Source organism: Paraliobacillus zengyii (assembly GCF_003268595.1).
GTDB lineage: Bacteria > Bacillota > Bacilli > Bacillales > Amphibacillaceae > Paraliobacillus_A > Paraliobacillus_A zengyii.
Genome location: NZ_CP029797.1, coordinates 880,851 through 907,809 on the forward strand (window position 1 = coordinate 880,851; position 26,959 = coordinate 907,809).

23 protein-coding genes are annotated in these 26,959 nt (G+C 34.6%); 18 read left to right on the forward strand and 5 right to left on the reverse strand.

Translation table 11 applies throughout. The annotated features are described in order from the left end of the window. Positions 1 to 129: 129 nt before the first annotated feature. From DM447_RS04385 to DM447_RS04405, 5 genes are all read left to right on the forward strand, one after another. Positions 130 to 2,412 carry a glycoside hydrolase family 127 protein gene (locus tag DM447_RS04385; protein WP_112180062.1) on the forward strand — a complete coding sequence of 761 codons (2,283 nt, stop codon included), beginning with the start codon at positions 130 to 132 and terminating at the stop codon, positions 2,410 to 2,412. Positions 2,413 to 2,578: 166 nt separating this feature from the next. Beyond that, a complete protein-coding gene (map, locus tag DM447_RS04390; RefSeq protein WP_112180063.1) occupies positions 2,579 to 3,328 on the forward strand; it encodes a type I methionyl aminopeptidase in 750 nt (249 codons plus the stop codon). Between the two features lie 228 nt (positions 3,329 to 3,556). Then, positions 3,557 to 4,903 carry an IS4 family transposase gene (locus tag DM447_RS04395; protein WP_162632560.1) on the forward strand — a complete coding sequence of 449 codons (1,347 nt, stop codon included), beginning with the start codon at positions 3,557 to 3,559 and terminating at the stop codon, positions 4,901 to 4,903. A gap of 630 nt (positions 4,904 to 5,533) precedes the next feature. Next, a complete protein-coding gene (locus tag DM447_RS04400; RefSeq protein ID WP_232824336.1) occupies positions 5,534 to 6,259 on the forward strand; it encodes an AzlC family ABC transporter permease in 726 nt (241 codons plus the stop codon). Next, entirely contained in the window at positions 6,256 to 6,549 is a 294-nt protein-coding gene (locus DM447_RS04405) for an AzlD domain-containing protein (RefSeq protein ID WP_112180065.1), read from the forward strand. Before DM447_RS04400 ends, DM447_RS04405 begins: the two co-directional genes overlap by 4 nt. A gap of 27 nt (positions 6,550 to 6,576) precedes the next feature. Here the strand turns inward: DM447_RS04405 and DM447_RS04410 are convergent, their stop codons facing one another. Beyond that, positions 6,577 to 7,455: a cation diffusion facilitator family transporter gene (locus DM447_RS04410; protein WP_112180066.1), complete on the reverse strand. Its 879-nt coding sequence runs from the start codon at positions 7,453 to 7,455 to the stop codon at positions 6,577 to 6,579. A gap of 288 nt (positions 7,456 to 7,743) precedes the next feature. Between DM447_RS04410 and DM447_RS04415 the strand changes: the two genes are divergently transcribed. The 6 genes from DM447_RS04415 to DM447_RS04440 all read left to right on the forward strand — a co-directional run bounded on the left by DM447_RS04415 (position 7,744) and on the right by DM447_RS04440 (position 12,464). Further along, entirely contained in the window at positions 7,744 to 8,982 is a 1,239-nt protein-coding gene (locus tag DM447_RS04415; protein WP_112180067.1) for an MFS transporter, read from the forward strand. 122 nt (positions 8,983 to 9,104) lie between these two features. After that, the gene (locus tag DM447_RS04420) at positions 9,105 to 9,350 is read left to right on the forward strand and encodes an IDEAL domain-containing protein (RefSeq protein ID WP_112180068.1); all 246 of its coding nucleotides are present in this window, start codon (positions 9,105 to 9,107) and stop codon (positions 9,348 to 9,350) included. Between the two features lie 136 nt (positions 9,351 to 9,486). Further along, positions 9,487 to 10,317 (forward strand): M15 family metallopeptidase, encoded by an 831-nt coding sequence (locus DM447_RS04425; protein WP_112180069.1) that lies wholly within the window; start codon positions 9,487 to 9,489, stop codon positions 10,315 to 10,317. Positions 10,318 to 10,432: 115 nt separating this feature from the next. Beyond that, entirely contained in the window at positions 10,433 to 11,809 is a 1,377-nt protein-coding gene (gene fumC / locus DM447_RS04430) for a class II fumarate hydratase (RefSeq protein WP_112180070.1), read from the forward strand. Positions 11,810 to 11,896: 87 nt separating this feature from the next. Then, complete coding sequence (locus tag DM447_RS04435; RefSeq protein WP_112180071.1) at positions 11,897 to 12,100, forward strand: alpha/beta-type small acid-soluble spore protein; 204 nt, start codon at positions 11,897 to 11,899, stop codon at positions 12,098 to 12,100. A 181-nt stretch (positions 12,101 to 12,281) separates the two neighbouring features. Further along, entirely contained in the window at positions 12,282 to 12,464 is a 183-nt protein-coding gene (locus DM447_RS04440; RefSeq protein ID WP_157967417.1) for a hypothetical protein, read from the forward strand. Between the two features lie 92 nt (positions 12,465 to 12,556). Here the strand turns inward: DM447_RS04440 and DM447_RS04445 are convergent, their stop codons facing one another. Further along, positions 12,557 to 13,660 (reverse strand): ABC transporter ATP-binding protein, encoded by a 1,104-nt coding sequence (locus DM447_RS04445; protein WP_112180073.1) that lies wholly within the window; start codon positions 13,658 to 13,660, stop codon positions 12,557 to 12,559. A 114-nt stretch (positions 13,661 to 13,774) separates the two neighbouring features. After that, on the reverse strand, positions 13,775 to 14,677 hold the full coding sequence (locus tag DM447_RS04450; RefSeq protein WP_112180074.1) for a PucR family transcriptional regulator: 903 nt from the start codon (positions 14,675 to 14,677) through the stop codon (positions 13,775 to 13,777). 220 nt (positions 14,678 to 14,897) lie between these two features. Between DM447_RS04450 and DM447_RS04455 the strand changes: the two genes are divergently transcribed. From DM447_RS04455 to DM447_RS04485, 7 genes are all read left to right on the forward strand, one after another. Next, entirely contained in the window at positions 14,898 to 16,031 is a 1,134-nt protein-coding gene (locus DM447_RS04455; protein WP_112180075.1) for a DUF445 family protein, read from the forward strand. A 70-nt stretch (positions 16,032 to 16,101) separates the two neighbouring features. After that, positions 16,102 to 16,449, forward strand: coding sequence for a YlbF/YmcA family competence regulator (locus DM447_RS04460; protein ID WP_112180076.1), 348 nt, complete (start codon positions 16,102 to 16,104; stop codon positions 16,447 to 16,449). 188 nt (positions 16,450 to 16,637) lie between these two features. Then, on the forward strand, positions 16,638 to 17,537 hold the full coding sequence (locus DM447_RS04465) for an ABC transporter ATP-binding protein (RefSeq protein ID WP_112180077.1): 900 nt from the start codon (positions 16,638 to 16,640) through the stop codon (positions 17,535 to 17,537). Next, entirely contained in the window at positions 17,530 to 18,792 is a 1,263-nt protein-coding gene (locus DM447_RS04470; protein WP_112180078.1) for an ABC transporter permease, read from the forward strand. Before DM447_RS04465 ends, DM447_RS04470 begins: the two co-directional genes overlap by 8 nt. Positions 18,793 to 19,678: 886 nt before the next feature. Continuing rightward, positions 19,679 to 20,917, forward strand: a complete 1,239-nt coding sequence (locus DM447_RS04475; RefSeq protein ID WP_112180079.1) for a metallophosphoesterase family protein — start codon at positions 19,679 to 19,681, stop codon at positions 20,915 to 20,917. After that, positions 20,914 to 23,856 (forward strand): ATP-binding protein, encoded by a 2,943-nt coding sequence (locus tag DM447_RS04480; protein ID WP_112180080.1) that lies wholly within the window; start codon positions 20,914 to 20,916, stop codon positions 23,854 to 23,856. Before DM447_RS04475 ends, DM447_RS04480 begins: the two co-directional genes overlap by 4 nt. Positions 23,857 to 24,027: 171 nt before the next feature. Continuing rightward, positions 24,028 to 24,534, forward strand: a complete 507-nt coding sequence (locus DM447_RS04485; RefSeq protein ID WP_369974649.1) for a GbsR/MarR family transcriptional regulator — start codon at positions 24,028 to 24,030, stop codon at positions 24,532 to 24,534. 34 nt (positions 24,535 to 24,568) lie between these two features. Here DM447_RS04485 and DM447_RS04490 read toward each other — a convergent pair whose 3' ends face one another. Continuing rightward, on the reverse strand, positions 24,569 to 25,801 hold the full coding sequence (locus tag DM447_RS04490) for an HD domain-containing protein (RefSeq protein WP_112180082.1): 1,233 nt from the start codon (positions 25,799 to 25,801) through the stop codon (positions 24,569 to 24,571). Between the two features lie 208 nt (positions 25,802 to 26,009). Continuing rightward, a complete protein-coding gene (locus DM447_RS04495; RefSeq protein ID WP_112180083.1) occupies positions 26,010 to 26,888 on the reverse strand; it encodes a peptidylprolyl isomerase in 879 nt (292 codons plus the stop codon). Positions 26,889 to 26,959 lie beyond the last annotated feature (71 nt).

Genomic DNA, 26,959 nt, shown 5'->3' on the forward strand with positions numbered 1-26,959 from the left:
GCCTCCACGTTTCTTTTTAGTATAGCATATAAAAACAAAAATAAGATATGTTTTCTATATTTAGGTGTATTCCAATCATGTATGTTAACACGCATAATAGAAGTAAATTATGGTGTGAGGAGAATAGATATGAATAAGGTCGTTTTAAATAGTGGTCTTTTTAAGCAGTCAGAAGAAAAAGGTAAAAGTTATTTATTATATTTAGATGTTGATCGATTAGTGGCCCCTTGTTATGAGGCGATTGGTAAAGAACCAAAGAATAAGCGATATGGTGGTTGGGAATCGATGGAGATTGCTGGTCATTCAATAGGTCATTGGCTCTCTGCTGCAGCCATGATGTATCATGTAACTGGTGATGAAAAGATGAAAGAGAAATTAGATTATGCTGTCGCTGAGTTATCCTATTTGCAATCATTTGATTCGGAAGGATATGTAAGCGGATTCGCTAAAGATTGTTTTGAAGAAGTATTTACTGGTGATTTTCGAGTTGAAAGCTTTGGATTAGGTGGCTCTTGGGTTCCTTGGTATAGTATCCATAAAATTTATGCTGGTTTAATTGATGCATATCGCCTAACAGGTAATATTCAGGCACTAGCTGTAGTTAAGAACTTATCTGATTGGGCATATAAAGGTTTGTCAAAGTTAACGGATGAACAGTTTCAAAGAATGTTGACTTGTGAATATGGTGGTATGAATGAAGTGATGGCTGATATGTATGAGATTACGAATGATCCTCGATATCTTGATCTGGCTATCCGTTTCTGTGATCAAAGTATTCTCAACCCATTAATTGAGGGTGTTGATCATTTAGAAGGACAACATGCAAATACACAATTTCCAAAAGTGATAGGTGCTGCGAAATTGTATGATGTAACAGGAGATGAAGTTTATAAAAAACTCGTAACCTTTTTTTGGGAGCAAGTGATTAATCACCGCTCATACGTAATAGGTGGCAATAGTAATGCAGAACATTTTGGTCCAATTGATACAGAGCCACTAGGTGTTCTGACAACAGAAACATGTAATACGTATAATATGTTAAAGCTTACCGAGTATTTATTTGATTGGAGTCCAGATAGTAGGTATATGGATTATTATGAAAATGGTCTATATAATCACATTTTAGCTTCACAAGATCCTGATTCTGGAATGAAGACTTATTTTGTCTCAACAGAACCAGGACATTTCAAGGTATATTGTTCACCAGATGATTCGTTTTGGTGTTGTACAGGATCAGGTATGGAGAATCCTGCACGATATACAAAAAATATATATACAAGAAAAGACAATGCACTTTATGTGAATTTATTCATTAATTCTACTATTACCCTAGAAGACAAAGAAATTCAATTAGTACAAGAGACAACTTTTCCAACAGGAAATAAGAGTGAAATTCTAGTTAAAGAGGCAAATGGAGCAGAATTATCAATAAAAATTCGTGTTCCGTATTGGCTAACAGGTAATATGAATACGCGTATAAACGATGAGTTAGTTAATGGAGAAGTTATAAATGGTTATCTTGAGTTGAAACGGGAATGGACTGCAGGAGATCGGATTGTATTCGATTTACCAATGAAGTTACACAGATACGTGTCGAAAGATGATCCGCAAAAACAAGCATTCATGTATGGACCAATTGTTTTAGCGGGTGCGTTAGGAAAGGAAAACTTCCCTGAAACAGATATTGTCGCTGATCATCAGCAATTTAATAATTATAAATTGATAGATGTTCCCACACTTGTAACAGCAGAAGATGATTTAGATAAATGGATTAAGCTGATTGATGATAAAACATTGACCTTTGAGACAAAGGCTATTGGTCAACCTGGATCTGTCATAGTGAAAATGGTTCCGTTTTATGCACTTCATCATGAACGATATACATTGTATTGGAAAGTGATGAATGAAAAAGAATTTGCTTCCTTTGTGGATCACGAAAAAGAAGCAATGGAAAAATTGCGTGCGATCACTGTTGACCACGTGCAACCTGGAGAACAACAGCCTGAAAAGGATCATCAGGTAAAAGCGAAAAACTCAGAAACGGGTTATTTAAATATTGTACATCAAAGCTGGCGTGACGCAAAAGATGTTGGCTATTTTAGTTATCAAATGGCTGTTGACGGTAAGTTGCCAATGTTTTTACTTGTAACGTATTATGGTGGAGATGGTAAGCATTATATCGACGGTAAAGCCTATCAAAGAGATTTCACTATCGAAGTGGATGGTAGTCACGTTGCGAAACAAACATTAATATCGAGTAAAGCTGGTGAATTAATAGATGTTTGTTATCCAATTCCAACTGTGCTAACAAAGAGTAAAGAAAAAGTAGAGGTGAAATTCACTTCTACCGAGGGAAATATTGCTGGAGGTATTTATGGGGTTCGTATAATAAATGCAAATACAGAAATATAATAATAGACTTAAACTGCTGATTGATGCACTTTCATCAATTAGCAGTTTTTTGTGCAAAATGGTCATGGAAATATCTATTTTGTGATAAACTTATTGTAATATTGGATACATAATAGAAATAAGAAAATATGATATAGTAAGTAATGAATGAAAGGGAGTATGAACGATGATCACACGAAAAAGTACAAGAGAGGTAGCTATGATGGAAGAGGCAGGTAAGCTATTAGCATCTTGTCATAAAGAAATAGCTAAAATGATGAAACCAGGTGTCACAACAAAAGAGATTGATGACTTTGTTGAAAAATATCTAGCAGATAATGGTGCAACTCCTGAACAAAAGGGATATAACGGTTATGAATATGCAACATGTGCATCTGTAAATGATGAAATTTGCCACGGATTTCCCCGAAATGAGCCATTAAACAATGGTGATATTGTAACAATTGATATGGTAGTTAATTTAAATGGTGGTTTGGCGGATTCTGCTTGGACGTATGTTGTTGGAGAGGCGGATGAAAAGACAAAACGGTTTTTGGATGTCACCAAAGAGTCGCTTTATAGAGGGATCAAAGAGGCAAAAGCCGGAAATCGTATTGGAGATATAGGACATGCGATTCAGCAATATGCAGAGGCAGAAGGTTATGCAGTAGTACGCGACTTTACTGGGCACGGGATTGGTCCAACTATTCACGAAGAACCACATATTCCTCACTATGGTTTAGCTGGTAAAGGCCCTCGTTTGAAAGAAGGTATGGTGATTACGATTGAGCCAATGTTAAATGAAGGATCTTGGCATAGTAAGATGGATAATAATAATTGGACAGCAAGAACTGTAGATGGAGAAAGATCAGCACAATTTGAACATACAATTGTAGTAACAAAAAACGAACCACTAATTATTACAGAACAAGAATAGTATAAATCTAGGAAGTGAGGTAATAATTACCTTGCTTCTTTTTAAATTTTCAACTGAGCAGTAGATGAAAATTGCGACATAGTGAAAATTCCTTACCCGCTACGTCAGCAAATGGTTTCGCTTTCCGTGGGCACGGCTCATAGCCGTCAAGCTAAGCACTACGGTTTAAAGAACTAGAAAAATACGATACCCTAACGGATAAGAAATAGTTATTTGGAGGGGATGTCGATGTATTTCAAGAAAGAAATGGAGCCATTTATTCAAGGCATTCATCAAGTGTTATCAGTCTCTGAGGTGCGTCAATGGGCGCGTGAAATAGGGTTTGTTCAACGCCAAAATAAATTAAAGCCAGAAGATTTCTTAAGTATTTGTGCCTTTTTAAAAGAAACAGTAGGCTCTAGTGGTTTGGGGAATCTATGTTCAAGTATCACGCGCATATCCGGTGCGGATATATCTAAACAGGCCCTACATCAACGTTTCGATGCGAAAGGTGTTGCCTTTCTCCAGGGGATTTTTAATCAACTAGCTGAACAACAAGCTATTTTTATGCGTCCATTATATATAGATCATTTATTTTCTCGTATCCGTATTTTAGACGCCACTTCTTTTGGTGTACCTAAAAATGATCCAGATCATCCGGATGGTGCCAAAATCCAATTAGAATATGAACTATTTGAAGGGAAATTTCTGCATACATTCCTTTATGACCAAACAAAAAGCGACCAACATGCAGCACGGGAATTGGCAGACACAATTGAACCAGGAGATCTTATCTTGCGCGATTTGGGTTACTTTTCTGGGGAACACTTGAAGAAAATAGATCGTGCAGGTGGCTTTTATATCTCACGTGTCCCTGCCAATATGACGTTTTGGACATGGGATAAAAAAGGGAAGATGATGCAAATCAAACCAGAAGAAGATGCAAAAAAATTGGAACATGGAGAAGCGATAGATTATGGGCACATTCAAATCGGAAAGAAAGGGAAAAACACACTCCAAACACGTCTGGTCGTGCAACAATTAACCGAGGAACAGAAAATGAAAAGAGAGGGGTATTTACAAAAGAGAAGACGGAAAGGGGGTCACACCCAATCCGCCACCAAAAAAAATCAAATCCAAATCCTTGCCACCAATATAACATCGGATCAAGTAGATATGCAAGGGTTATACCCAATCTATTCCTTACGTTGGCAAGTGGAAATTCTATTTAAAACATGGAAATCATTATTTCATATCGACAAGGTGCGCGCAATGAATCCTGAACGATTTTCGTGCCATTTATATGGTACGCTAATTCATATTCTTCTATCATCTATGATTGCTTTTCAATGTCGTTATTACCTCTATCAGAAGCATCAGATCGAAGGCAGTGAGTTCAAATGTATCGACCATGTGAAAAGCGCCATTGAAGAGGATCAAGGCCAAGCGTTGTATCATAGCACTTCCTTTATTACATTGATAAAGAACATCTATCAAAATGTCTACAGGCATGGAAGGAAAGATCATCGTTATCAACATAAGAGTCCTTTTGACATTCTATATCTTACGTATGAACAAACCTTCCAAGCAGTATAGGATTACGTTATACATTTTTTTAAAATAGTAAAGTGGCTTATTATTACGCATACATCTAATTGGAAAATAATTCAACTTTATGTTAGAAGTTAGTTGCGTAATGTTTGTTTTTTCTATAGTTTATCCTTAGCTTGACGGCTATGGGGCACAACCTCAGCTATCTATAGAAGCAAAGATCGCTTCTATAGAGGATCTTCGGTTTGTGCTGTTCCCACAGGAGTCTCAACCATTTGCTTCCTTCGCTTAATAGTGTACCTTTTCGATATGTAATAAATTTATTCTCTTCTAATATTGCAGTGTAATAAACTAGCGGATCAAGTGAAATTGACGACACTCCTGCAGGAACAGCGCGGGCTGAAGATCCACTTGGAGGCGTTCTTTGCTTCCAAGTTAGCTGAAGCCGTGCCTGCGGAAAGGGAGTCAATTTCACTTGAGTAGCGGGTCATTCAGGAGATTCTGTGGTGTCGCAGTTGATGGTTATACCGAAGTGTTTGAGGAAAGTGTCGTGTATTTTTAGAGCCAGGTAAGAGTTTAGTTGGGTATTTTGAGAAAGGTATTATTTTTCACAATTTCACATGGTGCAATAATATGTTAAAGTATCATACATAAAGCAACACAGGGGGTATGGTAATGGCCAAAGTAATGATTGAGCGCCATTCATCACAAAAAATAAAAATGATTCAAAATGGTTTTTTGACTGGTTTACCTATAATGTTCGGTTATTTACCGATTGCGATTACATACGGTGTTCTTGCCTCACAGTCAGGTATGACATTAATGGAGTTAACAGCAATGAGTGTATTTGTTTATGCAGGAGCAGCACAGTTTATGGGCGCTAATATGATTGCGATTGGTGCTGGTTCTATTGAAATCATTATTGCAACATTTGTACTAAACTTCCGTCATTTTGTAATGAGCTTATCTTTTATGAATAGGTCTAAAAATCTTGACTTAAAATGGAAGGCTCCGCTTTCTCTGGGACTAACAGACGAGTCGTTTTCAGTAGCGTCTTTACATACTAAAGAAGCAAACGAAAAGAATGGTGGATACTTCTATGCAAGCTTAATGCTAACTGCTTATTTATCATGGGTGTTAGGGTCTGTTTTGGGTGGTATATTGGGCGATGTTATACCTGAATCTCTAAGTATGAGTATGGGAATCGCATTGTATGCTATGTTTATTGCGCTGTTAATTCCATCAGTTAAGGTCGAAGTGCGTTATGGTGTTATTGCCGTTTTGGCAATGATTTTTAATTATTTGTTTAGTATGCAAATGGATCAAGGTTGGGCCATTGTATGTAGTACATTATTAGCCAGTTTTATTGGTACACTTTTCGTAAAGGTGGTAGAAAAATGATTATGTTTACGATTATTGGTATGGCACTTGTGACAATTATACCAAGGCTGATTCCTGCTTTCATAGTGGATAAAATAATTTTTCCTGGTTGGGTTAACAAATGGCTCAATGTAATACCTTATGCTGCATTAGGGGCATTAATTTTTCCAGGTATTTTAACCGTCATACCTGAAGCACCTTGGATAGGTTTTTTTGGCGGGCTAATTGCGATAGTATTAGCTTTATTTAGATTAAATATAATTCTTGTTATATTGGGTGCTTCAACTACAGTATTTCTATTAACTATCTAAAAAAAGTAACGAGAGATTATCTCCTCGTTACTTTTTTTTAGATGGATAGGGTTCAATATGAATGTGTGCATGTGGTACGTCATGTTTCTCAGATAATAAATCTTCAATTCGATCTGTAATGTGATGACTTTGTTTTACAGTTAATTCTGGATCGACATAGATAGTGATCTCGATTAATGCTTGGTTCCCATGCAAACGTCCTTTCATATCCTTCACTTCTATCACTTCTTCATCACTTATTATACTCGCTCGAATGATATCTAGCTTTTCTTCGTCAAATCCATCCGTTAATGTATGACTTGCGTTTTTAAAAATATCCCAAGCTGTTTTACATATGATGAAACCAACAAGTAGTCCTGTGACAGGGTCAAGCCAATATAAACCAATTTGTGCACCGACAATGCCGATAAATGCACCAATACTAACAAGTGCATCCGCTCTGTTATCTTGTGCAGCGGCATATAATGATGTGCTATTTACCTTTTTTGATAGTTGCAAGTTGTAGTGATAAACACCAAACATGACAAACGCTGCGGTTAAAGCAGTCCAAGCAGTTAACCAACTTGGCTGAGTATAGTTTGTTTCAATTATAGATTGAAATGAACCAATGATAACTTGTAATCCAACGCTGATCATAATAAACGCTGCTACTAGTGACGCAATTGTTTCAGCACGAAAATGACCATAATGGTGATCTTCATCTGGAGGCTTTCTCGATATACGAAGACCTATTAAAACAGCAATTGACGCAATGACATCAGTTGTATTATTTAGTCCATCCGCTCTTAAAGCAGCTGAACCACCAATTGTTGCAATGATCAATTTAGAAGAGGCTAGAGAGAGGTATGCGATGATACTTACCCAAGCTCCTTTTTCTCCTTTTTTATAATTATCATACTGGCTCATGACGTCTCCTCCAATAGTTTCTAACTAGCATACATAGCTTACCAAATATACTATTAATGAGTCTAGAGAAAAAAAGCTTCGGCAGGCAATATCAATTGGGATATAGCAAGGATGTTTGCTTTACGAAACAAATTCCATAACCTATAGCTTTTTTGTTGTTATGGTGAGAGTTTGTATCTTTTTTCATAAAAAATACATGAAATAGATAGGAAGAAAGCATAATAGCTTATAGTAAAACGCATGTTAATATATATTACTTTATAATTAAGATTAGGAAGGGATGACTTTATGGCTCGAAATAAATCGGGAACTGGTCAAGATGAAGTACACGAAAAAAGGTGGGCAATTGTTTCGTTAGCCTCTATCCCCCTTATCATGACATTAGGAAATTCAATGCTTATTCCGATATTACCGTTAATGGAAAAAGAGCTAGATATTTCAAAAATTCAAACAAGCTATATCATAACGGTTTATTCTCTGGTTGCAATTGTACTTATTCCAATAGCAGGTTTTTTATCCGATCGGTTTGGAAGAAAGGCAGTTATTATTCCTTCGTTGTTAATATCAGGTGCAGGAGGATTATTGTCAGGTTATGCTGCTTGGAAAATGGAATCACCATACATGGTCATTATAATCGGAAGGATATTGCAAGGCGTAGGTGTATCTGGTACTGCACCGATTGTTTTACCATTGGTAGGAGATATGTTTAAACGTGAAAAGGACGTCAGCGCGACATTAGGACTTGTAGAAACATCGAATACATTTGGGAAAGTATTAAGTCCAATTTTAGGTGCTGGGTTAGCAAGTTTTTTTTGGTTTTTACCATTTTTATCTATACCGATTTTCTGTGTAATTTCTGCAATTTTAGTGTTGTTTTTAGTGAAAAAACCAAAGAATGAACAAAAACCAGTAGCAGTTAAGATTTTTTGGAAAGATACAAAAAAAGCTTTTAAGAAACATGGAAGATGGCTAATTGCTGTGTACATTATTGGTGCAATCTTAATGTTTATCTTATTTGGAATCTTGTTTTACTTATCGAGTATGTTAGAAGATAAATATGCTATTACGGGTATAAAAAAAGGTTTTTACTTAGCTGGGCCATTAGCTGCTTTATGTTTGGCATCATATCTGACAGGTAAACGAATTAAGTCTCATGTAAAAGTAATGAAATGGACAGTGTTTTTTGGGCTTCTTATATTAGCAACTGCAGTAGTTGCTATATATTTTTCGGATCATTTCATTTATATTTTAATCGTTTTTTTAATTGGAGGAGTTGGAATTGGTGTTGGATTGCCATGTTTAGATGCGATTATTACGGAAAGTATTGATAAAGAAGTGAGAGGAACAATCACTTGTTTCTATAGTTCAGCACGTTATTTAGGTGTAGCAGTCGGACCTCCAGCAACAGCTTTTTTAATGCGCTATGACGTAATTTGGATGGTAATAACATTCAGTGTGTTTATTGCAATTGCAATCTATTTTGCTTTAGTGAAGATAAAACCAAAGCGTAAAAGTTCATTATTTTAATGTTTAATTATTTATATTCTGGGGTAATATTTAAATAAATATTCTGAAAATTGTGCGTTAAACTATTGCATTTAAACCTGAAATCTAGGATAATGGAAAAAAGGGACTAGGAGGCGTGTTCCATGAAGAAGCAAAAAGTGAATTACACGTTGAGAGCATTTAATGGTAAGAAAGACAAACCAATTGAAGCAAAACGAGAAATTTCATTTGAGATCAAACTTGCATCAACATTAATCTTGGATTCATTGGTTTCACAATGGAATAAATCTAATTTAGAGAACAAAATTAATGATTCAATTGACAAGCAGGATAAAGAGACGTTTCTTCATTTAAGCAAAGAATACCAAGCATACTCATGGGAATATTAAAATAGTCAGTCCTTGTCCATTAATGACAGGGGCTTTTTTTGTGCAAAAAAAAATGCTTTAAATTTCCTCTCTCACGAATATTAGAATATGTTATAGTAAGTAAGAATTTAAAATAGTAATCGAAGGGATTTTTAGTATGCGTTTATGGTTATTTCCACTTATTTTATTTAGCCTTTTGTTTATTACTGCGTGTGAAGAGAGTAATAACGAGCAAGAACCTATAACTCAAGATGATACAAATCAAAATGAAACTGTTCAAGAGGAACAAGAAGAGAATACGGTAGAGGAAGAAAACGATAGTATGGAAGAATTAGAAGAAGAGCAAGAAGATGAAGTAAATAAACATATAGCAGAGGTAGAAGATGACACAGGTCTACATGTAGTAGATAATCCGGAAAGTAACCAAGTTTATCTTAATAAACAACGTAAGCTTCCAGATGGTTATGAACCAGCTGATTTAGTTGTTCCAAATGTGCAACATTATGCAGCAGAAGGTGATCCAAAACGTCAAATGCGAGAAGAAGCGGCTAAGGCATTGGAATCATTATTTACCCGTGCTCAAGAACAAGGAATTGAACTAATTGCTGTATCAGGCTATCGTTCTTATGATCGACAGAAACAAATTTATGATAATAGTGTTGCAACTAATGGACAAGAATACGCTGATAAATACTCCGCTAGTCCTGGTACAAGTGAACATCAAACAGGTTTAGCTATGGATATAGGTTCTTCGACCGAAACAGTGGCAACTTTATTAGAAGAATCATTTAAACAAACGAGTGAAGGAACATGGCTAGCAGAAAATGCCCACCAAGAGGGATTTATTATTAGATATCCAGAAGGAAAAAGTGAAATAACTGGATATAATTATGAACCATGGCATATTCGTTACGTTGGTAAGGAAATTGCTACTGAAATTCATGATCAAGATCTTACATTAGAAGAATATTTTGGTTATGACTATTAATTTATAATGAAATCCTTTCTCAAAAATATGAGGAAGGATTTTTGTGTGTAGTTATCAGAGAATAAACACGGTAGAATAGAAAGTAAATAGTGAATATAGAGGGAGTGTTGTTAACGTGGATTACCGGGTAGAAAAAGATACATTAGGAGAGGTTAAAGTACCAATAGATAAATTTTGGGGAGCTCAAACACAACGAAGCATAGAGAACTTTCCAATTGGAACAGAGAAAATGCCAATAGAAATTATTACAGCTTTCGCATTATTAAAACGAAGCGCGGCCATTGCGAATCATAAATTAGGTATATTAGAAGCGGATAAAATGGAAGCGATTGTTTTTGCAACAGATAAAATAATTACCGGCGAGTTATCTGCTCACTTTCCATTAGTAGTATGGCAAACAGGCAGTGGAACGCAAACAAATATGAATATAAATGAAGTAGTTGCCAATGTGGGAAACGAATGGTTACAGGCTAAAGATAGTAAATATACGATTCACCCAAATGATGATGTTAATAAATCACAAAGTTCAAATGATACGTTCCCGACTGTTATGCATATAGCTGCTATTCAACAAATTGAAAACCAATTATTACCTAGTATAGACAATTTAATAACCACATTAGTGGGCAAGATGGAAAAATATCAACACGTGATTAAAATTGGTCGAACGCATTTACAGGATGCAACACCATTAACATTTGGACAAGAGATAAGCGGTTGGCATCTTATGCTCATCAAAACGAAAAAAATGATTGAAGATAGTAGTAGTTATTTATTAGAATTAGCAATTGGCGGTACAGCAGTAGGAACTGGCTTAAATGCACCTGATCAATTCTCGGAAATTGTATGTGAAATTATTAGTGATTACACAAAAATACCATTTAAAGCAGCACCAAATAAGTTTCATGCATTAACAAGTCATGATCAAATTGTACATACGCATGGAGCGCTAAAAGCATTAGCTGGTGATTTAATGAAAATCGCTAATGATATCCGTTGGCTAGGGAGTGGACCTCGAGCAGGTATAGGAGAAATCAAACTTCCTGTTAATGAACCAGGAAGTTCGATTATGCCAGGTAAAGTAAATCCGACACAGGCTGAAGCAATGACGATGATCGTCTCGCAAGTAATGGGAAATGATACAACAATTGGCTTTGCAGCAAGTCAAGGTAACTTTCAGCTTAACGTATTTAAACCTGTAATCAGTTATAATTTTTGGCAATCTGTACGGTTATTAGCTGATGGTGTGTCATCTTTTGATAAACGATGTATCCAAGGGATGGAGCCAATTGAAGCACAAATGGAGGCACATCTAAATAATTCTTTAATGCTTGTTACGGCATTAAATCCTCATATTGGTTATGAGAATGCAGCTAAAATAGCAAAAAAAGCCTTTCAAGACGAATTAACCTTAAAGGATGCGGCCGTAATGTTGAAAATAGTAACAGAGACTGATTTTGATAAATTTGTTGATCCAAAAAAAATGATTTAACCAGTTAAGGTTAATTTTCCAGAAATTGAGTTTAATAAGATTAGCGATTCTGTTTACACTATTTATTGTAGGAGGTGAACAGTTGATATGGCACAAAGTAACCAATCAAATCAATTACTAGTACCGGGAATCGAGCAAGCTCTTGACCAAATGAAATTTGAAATTGCACAAGAATTTGGTGTATCTCTAGGAGCTAACGAAACATCTAGAGCTAACGGTTCTGTAGGTGGCGAAATCACCAAGCGTTTAGTTCAACAAGCAGAACAACAATTTAACACTCCACAACAATAATTAAATAAAATATGGCAGTAAAAAAGGGGCACATTATGTGCCCCTTTTATTTTAAAATTGTTAAAACAAAAAAAAGGTTTTACGTTGACAGTACTTGAAAGAAGTTGATAACTTGTATATGTGTCCTATCTGTAATGGATTAACAAAAATTGATACGATTTGTTCAACATGTGACACACAAATGAATGAGAAAGGTCGTTTAATTGAACAGTTAGGTGATTATGCTCCTTACTTAGATAATGAAGGTATGAAACTCTTTGATGGAGATATTAAATCACAAGCTAATCATACCTGTGTACATGTATTTTTTTGTCCCACGTGTGAGAAAGAACAACTAAAATCGATTCAAGAAGTAATTATATAATGTAGAATAAGAACAAAAACATAACGGATTCGTAACAAACTTTTTACATGAAAAAAAAGCCTCGTTTAATTTAAACGAGGCTTTTTGTTTTATTATTTGATTCGTAATTCTGTTTCTTGATCAAAGAAATGTGCTTTGTGCATATCAAGTGCTAGTTCAATTGTTTCCCCACCATTTATGTCTGTACGAGAATCGACACGAGCAACAAAATCTTGATTAGCTAATTTTGAATAAAGGAATGACTCTGCACCCATTAATTCTGCTACATCAATAACAGCAGATATCTTAGAGTTTGGATTAGCATCAATGAAGATTGGTTCATCATGCATATCTTCAGGACGAATACCTAAAGCTAATTCTTTTCCTACATATCCTTGTTCACGAAGAATTTTCATTTTACCTTCAGGAACATTAATTTTATTATCATCATTTATAGCAAATTGGCCGTCTTCCAATAAACCAGTAAAGAAGTTCATAGAAGGTGAACCAATAAATCCACCAACAAAGATATTGTCAGGTTTGTCATATACTTCTTTAGGAGCACCAACTTGTTGTATGATACCATCTTTAAGGACAACAAGGCGTGTTGCCATCGTCATTGCTTCTGTTTGGTCGTGTGTTACATAAACAGTTGTTGTCTGTAAACGCTTGTGTAGCTTTTGTATCTCTGCACGCATCTGCACACGTAATTTTGCGTCTAAGTTAGACAAAGGTTCATCCATTAAGAAGACTTTAGCATCACGTACAATTGCACGTCCTAATGCTACACGTTGACGTTGTCCACCAGATAAAGCCTTTGGTTTACGATCTAAGTATGCTTCTAAGCCAAGTATCTTAGCTGCATTATTAACACGTTTTTCAATCTCGTCTTTTTTAAATTTACGAAGCTTAAGTCCAAAAGCCATATTGTCACGTACAGTCATATGTGGATACAATGCATAGTTTTGGAATACCATTGCAATATCGCGATCTTTAGGTGCTACATCGTTCATTAACGTATCATCGATGTAGAACTCGCCTGATGAAATTTCTTCCAATCCTGCAATCATTCGAAGTGTTGTTGATTTACCACAACCAGATGGACCAACGAATACTACAAATTCCTTATCTTTTATTTCAAGATTAAAGTTATCAACTGCTTTTGCTGCATCTTTCTCGTAAATTTTATCAATATTTTTCAATGTTAGTTCAGCCATGTGAAACCCTCCTGTTTTTGTAAGCGTTTTATCTTATGTGTATAGTCTACTGAATTAAGGCGTTTACGTAAATGGCAAACATGCACAAAAAAATGATGGCTTGTTTGTGCACGCTTACATACTTTGTTTTAATTTCTTTTTAAGTAAAAGTGTTAAGTACACAGATAGAGCTCCTTCAAATTGTTTCACATCAATATTTGTTTTTTCGATAAATTTATCAATTCGATATTGTAAACTATTCCGATGCATGTACATTTTTTTTGCGGCTAAGGAGGTATTCGAATTGCATTCAAGAAATATTTGAATTGTTTTAAGCAATTCTTCATCTTGATCTGTATCTTGTAAAATGGAATCAATCATCATTATATAGTCAGTCTCTAATAATGAGGCACTTACTAAATAAGGCACAGCTGTAACATAATTCATAACTGTCTTTTTCTCATATTGATGTACGGTATGAAAAGATTTTTTAATCCATTGATAGTAATGTGGACTCTTTTGTAAATCAGTAAAAAAAGGTCCAACATAAAAAAGGATATTAATGTAGAAGTCACTCATAAATACATCAATAATCTGATCGTATGATGTATCCTCTTCCAATGTAGGTTTACTTTCTTCAATAATAACGCCTTCTTGCTGGTTTTCCCAAATAATAGGCACTTGATCTGGAAATAAACCATGTATTGCTTCTTGAAAAGCTAGTGGATCAATTGGTTCAGATAATGTGAAATAAACAAAACGATATGTATCAGGCGGGGCTTCCAATTTTTCTTTGTTATTTTCAAATAGCAATTGTATCCATTGTTTCTCCCTATTTGTGTTAGTAGGGGACTCATTACCGTAGTATGGGGTTAAAAAAGTATCAAGTAATTGCTTTTCTTTTGTATTTATCTCTTTTTTATCTATACCAATTATTTCATTATTATTTGTAGTAAACCAAAGGTATCCTTTTTTAGGGGTTAGATCTTCCTTTCCCCAAAGTAAGGATGGGAATACTTCTTTTAATTTTTCTAACATTTAGATACCTCACTTTCTATATTTGTTACTCTTATTATAACAAATTGAGTGATATAGAGTGTGATAACTTTTCATGTAATTGAATTATCATTATAATGGTACAATATAAACTGAAACTTCAAGCAGCAGAGCTTTTTTTGCTCTACTACAATGTTAACAGCTTCGTTAGGGTTGTACAGCGGATAAAAGTATAATCATTCAGAAGGGAAGTTGGTGCACAATGTCACCCATAGTAATAGTTTTAGTAATGATTGGAATTGGAGCTCTTATTGGTGGTATTACGAATTCCTTAGCGATCAGAATGCTATTTCGCCCACATGAGGCAAAATATATTGGTAAGTTTAAAGTTCCGTTCACTCCAGGCTTGATTCCAAAAAGAAAAGACGAGTTAGCCAAGCAATTAGGAAAGATGGTGGTGGAACATCTCATAACTGTTGAGGGCATACAAAATAAATTATTTCATGCTGATTTTAAAATTCAAGTGGAAAAGTGGTTAGCAAAAGAATTAGATACTTTGATGAATTCAGATCAGACTGTTCGTACATTCGTTAAAAAAGTGAATTTGAATATAGACGAGGTGCAAATAAAACAAAGCTTACAAAACTGGCTACATAGGTATCAAAAGGATTGGATGCACAAAAATGGTTCGAAACAAATGAGTGAAATTATTGGTCAAGATATGCAAGATAAGGTAGAAGATTTCCTCACGGATAGTGCAACAATGATTCAAGAAAAGGTAAATCAATATATTGCAGGAAAAGCTGCTGCAAATAAAATGCAGGAGTTACTCGATACATACTTTGCTGACAAGGGATTTTTCGGGAATATGTTAGCTTCGGTCTTTGGCGGTAAAACAGTTGTGGATAAAATACAACCGATATTCGTAAACTATACAAAATCTGATGATATGTATGAGGTAATTGAGAAGCTATTGCGAAAAGAATGGGAAAACGTGTTATTCCATTCTGCTAATCAAGTCGAAGAAAAAATAGGACAAGATCGAATTACGACTGCGATCGATTACTTAGTTAATAATTATTTCCCAGTAAAAGAAATAGCAGATAAACCGATTCGGGTTTGGTTAAGCTCATTATCTCCTTTTGTCGATCAAATCGTCACAGGTGCTACGACTCAATTCTTACACGTTGTACAAAAAAGACTAGCTCCTTTACTACATACCCTTGGTTTAGAAGAGATTGTTGAAAAGGAAGTTCAAGCATTTCCTTTGAAGAGAGTAGAAGAGCTCGTATTAAATATTTCACGTAAGGAATTGAAATTAATTACGTATTTAGGAGCATTGTTGGGTGGTTTAATTGGATTAATTCAAGGAATTATTATCGTATTGGTTGGATAATTAATATAGGTTTGTTATAGTAAATGAGTGAGTAATAAAGAAGGATCAAACGTAGGAGGATTTTATAAAAATGTCAAATATTCAAGATAGTGCACACGACTTAGAAAACGCAATACGAAACAGTGAGGAATTTCAAGATTTAAAACAGGCATATGAAACTGTTATGGCGGATGAAGTTGCGAAAAAAATGTTTGAAGATTTTCGTAATACACAAATAGAGTTACAAGAAAAACAAATGCAAGGACAAGAAATTACAGAAGAAGAAGTTGAGAAAGCGCGTAAAGTTGTTGAAACTGTTCAACAACATGAGCAAATTTCTAAATTAATGGACCAAGAGCAACGTTTAAATGTTCTAATTAATGATGTTAGTAAAACAATCACGAAGCCTTTAGAAGAATTATACGGTGCACAAGAATAAATATAAGATTAAAAAAACTTGCTGATGACAGCAAGTTTTTTTAATTGAGAAAGTATTGACAGTTTGCATATTTAACTACATTCTATAATACGTAAGATTAAAGCCATAGAAGATAATGTGAAACTTTTTTGAGTTTAGGCCGTATTAATAAGTAGACAGATTTTTAATAAGAGAGGAGAAATGAAATTATGACGTTAAAGTTAGAACGAGTTACTAAAAAGTTTGGTGACTTTACTGCTGTTAATCAATTGTCAATAGAAATACCAGAAAAACAAATTTTTGGTTTTCTAGGAGCTAATGGTGCAGGTAAAACAACTACTTTCCGAATGATTCTTGGATTGATGGACGCTACTGAGGGAAAAGTTAGTTGGAATGGTGAAGCGATAGATTATAGTAAAAGTGATCAAATTGGCTATTTACCAGAAGAAAGAGGATTGTATCCCAAACTCACGGTAAAAGATCAAATTATTTATCTAGGAAAACTTCGAGGTATGCAAAAGAAAGCTATTGTTACTGAATTAGAAAAATGGTTAGAACGATTTAAAGTTCCTGAAAATATCGATAAAAAGATTGAAGAATTATCAAAGGGTAATCAACAGAAAATCCAGTTTATTTCTGCTGTCATACATAAACCTAAATTACTTATCCTGGATGAACCGTTTTCTGGATTAGACCCTGTTAATGTTGAAATGATGGTGCGCGCAGTTACTGATTTAAAAGAGCAAGGTACATCGATTGTCTTTTCTTCGCACCAGATGGAGGTAGTTGAAGAATTGTGTGAACACCTTTGTATTATGCAACATGGTAAACCAATTGTTCATGGCGCGTTAAAAGAAATTAAACGGTCATTTGGTAAGAAGAACTTATTTATTCACGCTGATTTTGATTTAGACTTTCTGAAAGATATTGCGGGTGTTCTCACACTAAAGAAATTTCCAGAAGGTTGTAAATTACAAATCGAAAATGAAGCAGTATCACAAACTGTTTTTGCAGCAATTCAAAATAAAGGCTTTGTTCGTAGGTTTGAGTTAGAAGAACCTTCTTTAAATGATATCTTTATTGAGAAAGCAGGTGAAGCATATGAATAAATTTTGGATTGTCTTAGGACATACGTACTGGACACGATTTAAATCAAAATCATTTATCATTACAACAGCCATTTTCCTTGTGTTTATTATTGGATTAGCCAATGTGCAATCGATTATAGATTTATTTGATAGTGATAATGAGCAAGATGTAGTTGCAATAATTGATGAAACTGAGGAAGTATACAACCTACTTGCTGAAAATATGGCATCAGATGATAGTCTAGAATTAGAGCTATTTAATGGAACAGTAGAAGAAGCGGAAGAAAGCGTACAAGAGGAAGTTTACGTTGGTGTATTAAACATTGAATTGGATCAAGATAATTTGCCAATTGCAACATATCATACTGCGCAGCTATCCAACAATTCCATTCAAATGCAATTAGAAACGCAATTACAGCAAATTAAAGTTGCATTAGCTACTAATCAAGCTGGTATTGATCAAACTGTCTTGGAATCTATTTATTCACCTGTCAGTTTTGATACAGTAGCAATTGAAACAGCAGATGGAACAACAGCAAAAACAGAAGAAGAATTAAGTGGTGCGCGTGGTCTCGTTTATGTGATTCTTTTCTTGTTATACTTTGCAGTTATCACGTACGGCAATATGATAGCGCAAGATATAGCAAATGAAAAATCCTCTCGTGTAATGGAAATATTAATTTCTAGTTCATCACCAGTAAGTCAAATGTTTGCGAAAATAATTGGAATTGCACTACTGGGCTTAACTCAAATTGGTTTGTTTATGGTAGTAGGTTTTGTCATGCTTCAACAAAAACAAGATGAACTAGCAGGTGGTTTTTTTGATGCCTTTGGCTTGTCAGACATTTCGATTGCAACCTTTGTCTATGCAATAGTTTTCTTTTTGTTAGGTTATTTACTATATGCAACTTTGTCAGCAATGCTAGGTTCACTAGTTAGTCGAATAGAAGATGTGCAGCAATTAATGACACCAGTCATTTTACTCATAGTGGTTGCATTTATGCTAGCAATGTTTGGTCTCAGTGTACCTGAATCGACTGTAATTACGGTGACTTCTTATATTCCATTCTTTACACCAATGGTTATGTTTCTACGTGTAGGGATGTTGGATGTGGCATTCTGGGAAGTTGCTATAAGCATTGGAATTATGGTTGTAACGATAGCAATTTTAGCGATTATCGGAGCTAGAGTTTATCGTGGCGGTGTTCTAATGTATGGTCGTAGCGCCTCGTTAAAAGATTTTAAAAAAGCTTTTCAATTATCAAAAAAAGAATAGGTTAAAAAAGCTTGTAACTTTGTTGCAAGCTTTTTTTATTAACTCAATTATCTCAGTTGGCTGATTTAAGCTTGGAGTATACCTACTATATTGTTCGGTAGTCTTAAAATAAGCTGTTTCTAAAAGACTATGTTTTATTACGAAGCATCCATAAAATCCAACATAATGTTCCATGTGTCAGATTTATCATCAACTACGACGTAACAATCTGGTATTACTCGCTACGTCAGCAAATGGTTTCGCTTTCCGTGGGCACAACCTCAGCTATCTATAGAAGCAAAGAACGCTTCTATAGAGGATCTTCGGTTCGTGCTATTCCCACAGGAGTCTCAACCATTTGCTTCCTTCGCTGATTAGTGGATTTATTTTTAAGTGTAAGACAGAATCATGTCGAAATATTTTCAAGAAACTAATGATTAATGTGTTTATTTGTAGTTCATAAAATGTTTAAAGACAAAACTAGCGGATCAAGTGAAATGGGCGACACTCCTGCAGGAACAGCAAATGTTTTCGATGGGATGAGTAATCGCAATCCCACGGGCTGAAGATCCACTCGGAAGCTTTTTTTCTTCCGAGTTAGCTGAAGCCGTGCCTGCGGAAAGGGAGCCCATTTCGCTTGAGGAGCGGGCATAAATTCTGTTGTATTGCAATTTATATAAAGAATGTTATGTCGCAGTTTCTATCCAATTTGCCAGAGGAGTTGCCATGTTGAGTGCGCAAATTAAACTTCAAATTTGGTTTTTGAGATTTTCTTGTTATGTCAACACATATATATAAATTTCACTTTACGAAAGTTGCATATTTATAATAAACGAACGTGCATTCGTTCTGTCTGTCTGCTACAATAAAAGTAAAATTACATGTAAAACTAGAGAGGAATTTTTTTATGCAAGAAAACATTTCTTTTATCCATTGTGCGGATTTACATATAGATAGCCCGTTTGTGGGCCTAAGTTATTTACCAGATAAACTTTTACAAGAAGTGAAAAAGAGTACATTTGACGCATTAAACCGCTTGGTTGAAACAGCTATTGCCAAACAAGTCGACTTTGTTCTAATGGTTGGGGATATCTTTGATCAAACAGTGCAAAGTGTTTATGCACAAATGCAATTTTTGAAAGCATGTGAAGTTTTAGAAAAAGAGAATATTATGGTATATGTTTCATTTGGAAACCATGATTATCTTAATCGTAATTTATTAACTTTCCAATTTCCAGATAATGTTCGATTGTTTACAGAAGAGAATGTTCAATCTTTTATTTTTGAAAGAGACCAAAAACAAGTGGCGACTATATATGGATTCAGCTATTTGCAACGAGCCGTTATAGAGAACAAAACAGAGCAATATAAAATAGTAAGTGATACACCTTATCATATTGCCATGCTTCATGGTAGTGTGGCACAGCAAACAGACCATGATACGTACGCACCATTTCAATTAAGTGAATTGACGGAAAAGGGATTTGATTATTGGGCATTAGGTCATATACATAAACGGCAGCAACTTAAAAATGACCCGCCAGTAGTATATGCCGGAAATACACAAGGACGTTCTAAAAAAGAAACAGGAGAAAAAGGCTGTTACCATGTTGAATTAGGGGAAAACAGTAATTCCTTGACATTTTGCCCACTTCAAGTAATTCGTTTTGAAGATATTGAAGTTGATTTAAAAATGTGTACGAGCTTACAAGCTTTAGAGCAAATTGTTGATGAAGAAGTCCAGCAAATAGCTACTCTATTTGGAAAATCAGTTATTAGGTTGCGTTTTTATAATTACATAGAAGATGTGGAAACATGGTACTACGAAGAGATGTTAACAGATGTGATTGAGTTTATTAATGAGAAAATGATGAGTTATCAAGACTGGGTGTGGATTCAAGAAGTTAAACTATCTAAACAGAATCGTACAGATAAGGAGAAATTGCGTCAAGGCGAGGATTTCCTAGGGGAATTATTGCGAACTTTTGACGAAGATAAGGATTTTGATGAAACAGTTAAATCTGTATGGAAACATCGTCAAGCAAGAAAATTCCTAGAAAAGTTAACAGACGAAGAAAAGATGGAAGTTAAGACAGAGGCAGAAAATCTGTTAATCTATCAACTGTTAAGGAAGGAAGAAAGATGAAAATATTAGAGGCAAATATATTTGGATTTGGCAAGTGGAAGCAAGTTACTTTTGATCTATCAGGTGCTTCTTTTATTGTAATTGCTGGACAAAATGAATCAGGGAAATCAACGTTAAGACAATTTATGCTATTTATCTTATTTGGAATGCCACCTAAACAGCGTAGTCAGTTTCTACCGAAAACTGGAGGGGAAATGGGTGGTACGTTAAAGATTCAGACAAAAGATGTAGGGGTTTTTACAATTGAGCGCATTCATGACCGAAACAAAGCACAGGCAACCTGTTATGATCAAGATGGTATGGTACATGGAGAAGAGTGGTTAAAAGAAAGACTAAGTGGTGTGGATGCACAAACATTTGCTGATATTTTTTCTTTTGATTCTATTTCTCTTCAACGCTTACAACAAATAAAACAAACAGATATTGGCGAAGTATTGCTAGGTGTTGGTATGACGGGAACGGATCAAATATATTGGACAGAAAAATGGTTAGATCAACAATTACAAGATTTGTTTAGGCCACAAGGAAAAAAACCAGCGATGAATCAATTGATTGATACAATGGAAGAAAAAAGAAAACAGTTAGAACAAATGGAACAAGAGACACAACTTTATAAAGAGAAACAAAAAATTAAAGTATCTTTAGAAGAGACAGTAGCAATTTCCCAAGAAAAAAGTGAGCGTTTACGTAAAGAAAAGCAAAAAACGGAACAAAAACTACAGCTACATGAAGTGATTGAAGCTTTTCATCACACACAAAATAAGTTAAGCGATTTACCAGAAGAGATTTCTTTTCCAGAGAATGGCCTGGAACGTTATCAGCAGATAAAAGAACAAATATTACCATTAAAAAGTGAGTTAACCGTAATAAACTTGAATATAGAAAAAGAGACAAAGCAACTCCAAGAGATAAATAATAAACAATTATCTACAGCCTCAATAGATGAATTAGAAAAGCTTAAGGACCAACGTTATGTGTATCATGAGAATTTAAACAAGTATTCATTTAACGTACAAGCACAAGAAGAATTAGCTAGACAGTTAACGCATGAAATGGAACAATTACAGATCGGTCTGACTTTGGAGCAATTATCAGATTTATCCTTACCGTTTGCTACAGAGGATATATGGCAGCATTTAAAAGAAGAACAAGAAGACGTAAGGGCAGGGTTAGCTCAGATAGAAACAGAATTAAAGGAGATCCAAGAGAATAAAGGATTATTAGAAAAAGAACGAGAAACACTTGAAAATAAACAACTCGATCAAGCTACTATCAACGAATTGAACAAACAAATAGAGGATTATCAAAAATCACTGTCTAGCAATCAACAACAGAATAATAATTGGGAAACGCTTAGAAACAAGAGATTGAAGAGTACAAACCGTTTTAGTTTTTATAGTTTAATTCTACTAGTAATAAGCACTATAGCGGGATTTCTATTATCTAATTACTATTTATATGCTATAAGTGCATTTTTTTTAGTAATTGGTTCGATACATCAGGTTTTTACACGTCAATCTATTCAGGCTATGGAACCGCTATTTGATCGTCATAAACAAGTGGATACCAATCATGCTAGTAGTACAGAGAATATTAAGGAAACAGAAAACGTGATAGCCGAACAAGTTGAATTGAACAAAAGATTAACAAAAATAAATGATAGTCTAAGAAATATTCAATTAGCAAAGTTAAAAGCAGATGAAAGAAGACAATTTTTCATACAAAGAAAAACTATCTTAGAATCAAAAAGTAAGGAGCAAATGGAACAATTTCCTTTTCTAAAAGAAATATCAGTCGGTTATTGGTCAAAGCTTTTTAATCATCTAACAAAAGTAGTAGAAAAAGTAGACAACTTGGACAAACTAAATAAAGATATCTTGCAAGCAAGTAAGGATATTAATAATTATGAACAGTGGTTAGCGAATGTTTTTCATTTGAATTATCAAACACAATCACATCAACCTACTAAAATGCTTGAGTTGATAATTGATGAAGTTGATAATCAAAAACACTTAAAACAAAGAGAAAAACTGTTACATAATAATAGAACAAATTTAATAACACAACGAGAAACAATTGAATCAAGAATCAAGCCATACGAGCATGAGATTAATCAATTATGGAATAAGGCAAACGTAAGTGATGAAGAAAGTTATATAGCTAAAGGATATCAAAAGGAAGAATTAGTAAAAAAGAGTACAGATTTAAAGTCGTATGAACGGCAAATTAATACGTTTTTATCTAAAGAAGAATGGGAAAGATTATTAGCAGGAGAGCAAATTCAAAAGCATGAGATAGAAAATGCACTATATCAAATTACAAATAAGTTAAAAGAAGTACAGAGTCAAATCGAAATGAATCAACAACGATTAGCAGACATTCATTCTGAAATAAGGCGGGTTGAAATATCGACGTCATTTCAAGATGAGAAACATCACTATTATGAGTTGAAAAATGAACTACAGGAACAGGCAAAACAATGGGCTACCTATCAATTAGCTAAGGAAAAATTACAAGAGACAAAAAATATTTATCAACGCTCTTTTTTACCGAAAGTATTGGAACAAACAACCGAACACTTTAAAAAATTAACAGACGAAAAGTATAAAAGTGTTTTCCTTACAGATCAAGAGTCAATGTTACAAGTAGAAGATGTTTTAGGATTACGTTTTATCGTGACTGAGTTATCACAGGGAACAAGAGATCAATTGTATATTGCCTTGCGCATTGCTTTAAGTGAAATGATACAAAAAAAACAACAAATGCCATTTTTTATTGATGATGCATTTGTTCATTTCGATCCAAATCGTTTGGATAAGATGTATGCGATCTTTAAGCAACTAAGTACGAAACAACAAATTATCTTATTTACTAGTGACTATAATTGGAGTAGTGAAACAGTCTATGATGGGTATGACTTTCAATTGGTTCGAATTTAACTTATTATTACACATAATTTAATATTTTTATTAAATCATGTGTAAACTATTGGAAAAGTTAGCGTTTGCATTTAAGATAGGTAGTGTCAGATTAAAAATTTTCACATGTTGGAGGAGCAAATAGTGCCAAGTTATCAAGGTAAAGAGGAATGGATAGGTTATGAAGAGATAATGGATAAGTTTATCCAAGTAATAGCAAAGAATATGAATCTTTATGGAATTACACCATCTGTTGGTCGTTTATATGGCACATTATATTTCAATGATGGTCCAATGACTTTGGATGAAATGCGTGATGCCTTAGAAATGAGTAAGACAAGTATGTCAACAGGTGTAAGAGCGTTGTCAGAAATGAAAATGGTTGAACCTGCATTTAAAAAAGGTGAAAGAAAGGATTTATATAAATCTGAAGAAGACTGGTATAAATCATTCACATCTTTATTTGGTAACCGTTGGAGTCACCATACAGAATCAAACATTGAAGAAGCAGAAGAAACAATCCAAGCATTAGAACGGATTCGTCAACAGACAGATGAACAAGATTTAATTGATAAAATCACATTGGATATTGATCGTCTGCGCTATGCTCAAAATTACTATAAATGGTTAATAAGGTTTATTAACGTTGTTGAATCTGGTGAAATTTTTAATTTTATACCAAAAGATGATATTGAGTGAAAAAATAAAGTAGGTAAGGAAAAGGATCCTTAACCTACTTTATTTTTTCAGTGTTTTCATAACGGCTGTCTAAATAATCAACGATGTGTATGATATAACCCTCCATTGTTTGCGGTTGTCTGACCGCAGCTCCCCATTCAGGTAAGCCATGGTGGCAAAGGATACAATGTGACATATTGTGGATTGCCTCAATAGGAACGACTATTTTATCCGTTTCAATTACTTTTGTAAGTAATAAGACACCATAAGGGATATGACCAACGAGAACACCTAATGGGTCCATCGTTATACCGGCCTGTTTTCGGTCTTGTGTAATGCTCATATCCGCTGTCGGATACAAAAAGGAAAATGGATCAAACGATTTACCTGCATAATCATATTCTAATAATTTCCCTATATCATGATATAAAATACTTGTGATTAATAGATCAGCATTAAGTGGTGTTTCATGGTGCTTCATCATTCCTTGCAACATGTGATAAAGGTGGTCAATTGTATCTTTCCATACTGTAGCATGTTGATTGTCTATTTCGTCTTGAAAGTTTGACCATAACTCATTTTTATAGGCCTTTTCCACAACATTAATTAATTTTATCGTTGCTTGAAAAGGATTGGCATCCAATGTTGTAATATAACGTGCAAAACGCATTAACCCAACAGTATGTTTTAATAAGCCCCCTAAATAATTATGATGGTAGCCTTTTGCAGCAGGTGCCATACGAAAGTCTTTCCAAAATCGTCGCAAAGCGGCAAATGCAATTTCCTTATATGGATCGGATAATTCAGATAAGTAAGCAAATAACTCTGTTGTTAAATCTTCTAAGCTCTGTTGTGTGTAAGGTAAAAGCGTAAATGGATTTACTTCTTCTTTACATACTTGTATCTTTTGAATAGTGACCGATTTATTACCTAGGAACGCATCAACAACTCCCTCAATGTCAAATACAGTATATTTTTCTAGAAGAGGTAGGTTCTCTGTGATTGCCCCTTGATTATCCCACATTTTAGCTTGTATCATTCCGTTATTATTACTGAAAGATAAACGTAAATATTGTTTGTTTGTTTTCGTTAACTTCACCTCAAAATCATTTAACAACAAACGTTCTTTTACTTTAGTACCCTGTTCTTCTTCTTGGATATTGAAGAAAGACTCCCCATTAGGCAAATTAGGTGGGGGAAACGATTCAAGGATTTCTTGTTTCTTTTCTGCTGAAATAGAATATGTTATTGGTACAAATTGATAAAAGTATGTTGTATCTTCTGGCATGCTCTATCACTCCATTATAAAAAAAGATCAGTAGTTCATTTTTGTGTTTAAATAAAAGCTAACATTAGAGTGGTTTAACAAAGACTAAACCCTTTTGAATTAGTGTAACTTCATTGTATCGTAATTAGAGACGATTGCGTAGAAAAATTGTAATAAGTAGAAAAAAGACTAGCATCATTTACTCTAATGCTAGTCTTTAGTCTTATAATTATTCTGTAGCAGTTTCTTCTTCAGCTGTAAATAAGTCTTCGAATTCTTCGATTTTAACATCGATATCAGCGTCTTCCATTAATTGATCTAATTTCTCTTGTGCAGCTGTATCGTCAACCTTAGTTAAAGCAATTTCATCGCGAATATCATCACGAATGTCTTCTAAAGGTTCAGGAGCTTCTTCTGCATCACGCTTGTCCGTTACTTGAATGATGTGCCATCCATTAGTTGTTTCTACAGGGTCGCTGATTGCGTCAACTTCCATGCTGTAAGCAGCTTCCTCAAATTCTGCTACCATGTCGCCAGCAGTGAAGTAGCCTAAACTTCCACCTTCAGCAGCAGAAGCTGTATCGGTAGAATTTTCTTCAGCTAATGTAGCGAAGTCAGCACCATCATCTAATTGTGCTTTAATGTCAATTGCTGTTTCTTCATCAGCTACTAAAATGTGACTTGCTTCAATTTCAGTTTGCATTCTCTCATAACGTTGCTCGATTTCTTCATCTGTAACTTCTATATCTTCAATTAAAGCCTCTTGTTGTAAAAGTTGAAGTTTTAAATCTTCACGAAAAGCCTCTTCATCAGCATAACCACTTGATGTTAAGATTGTTTCCCATTGATCGCCGTATTGATCTTTATATACTTGTAATTGTTCATCTAACTGATCTTCATCTACTTCATAGTTGTCTTCTAAAATAGTTTGGGTTACCATCTGCTCTAAAACAGTACTTCCACTAAGTTCTTTTAACTCCTCATAAAAGGCCTCTTGAGTAATGTTACCTGAAGCTGTTTCTACTACTGTTTCGGAATCGTCGGATGAACATGCAGATAATGTGATCATCCCAGCTGCTATAGTTGCTGCGATAGCTAGTTTTTTCATTCTATTACACTCCTAATCTCTATTCTAATTTTATATGGCTAATTAGTGCGCCCATGAGATAATATAACACA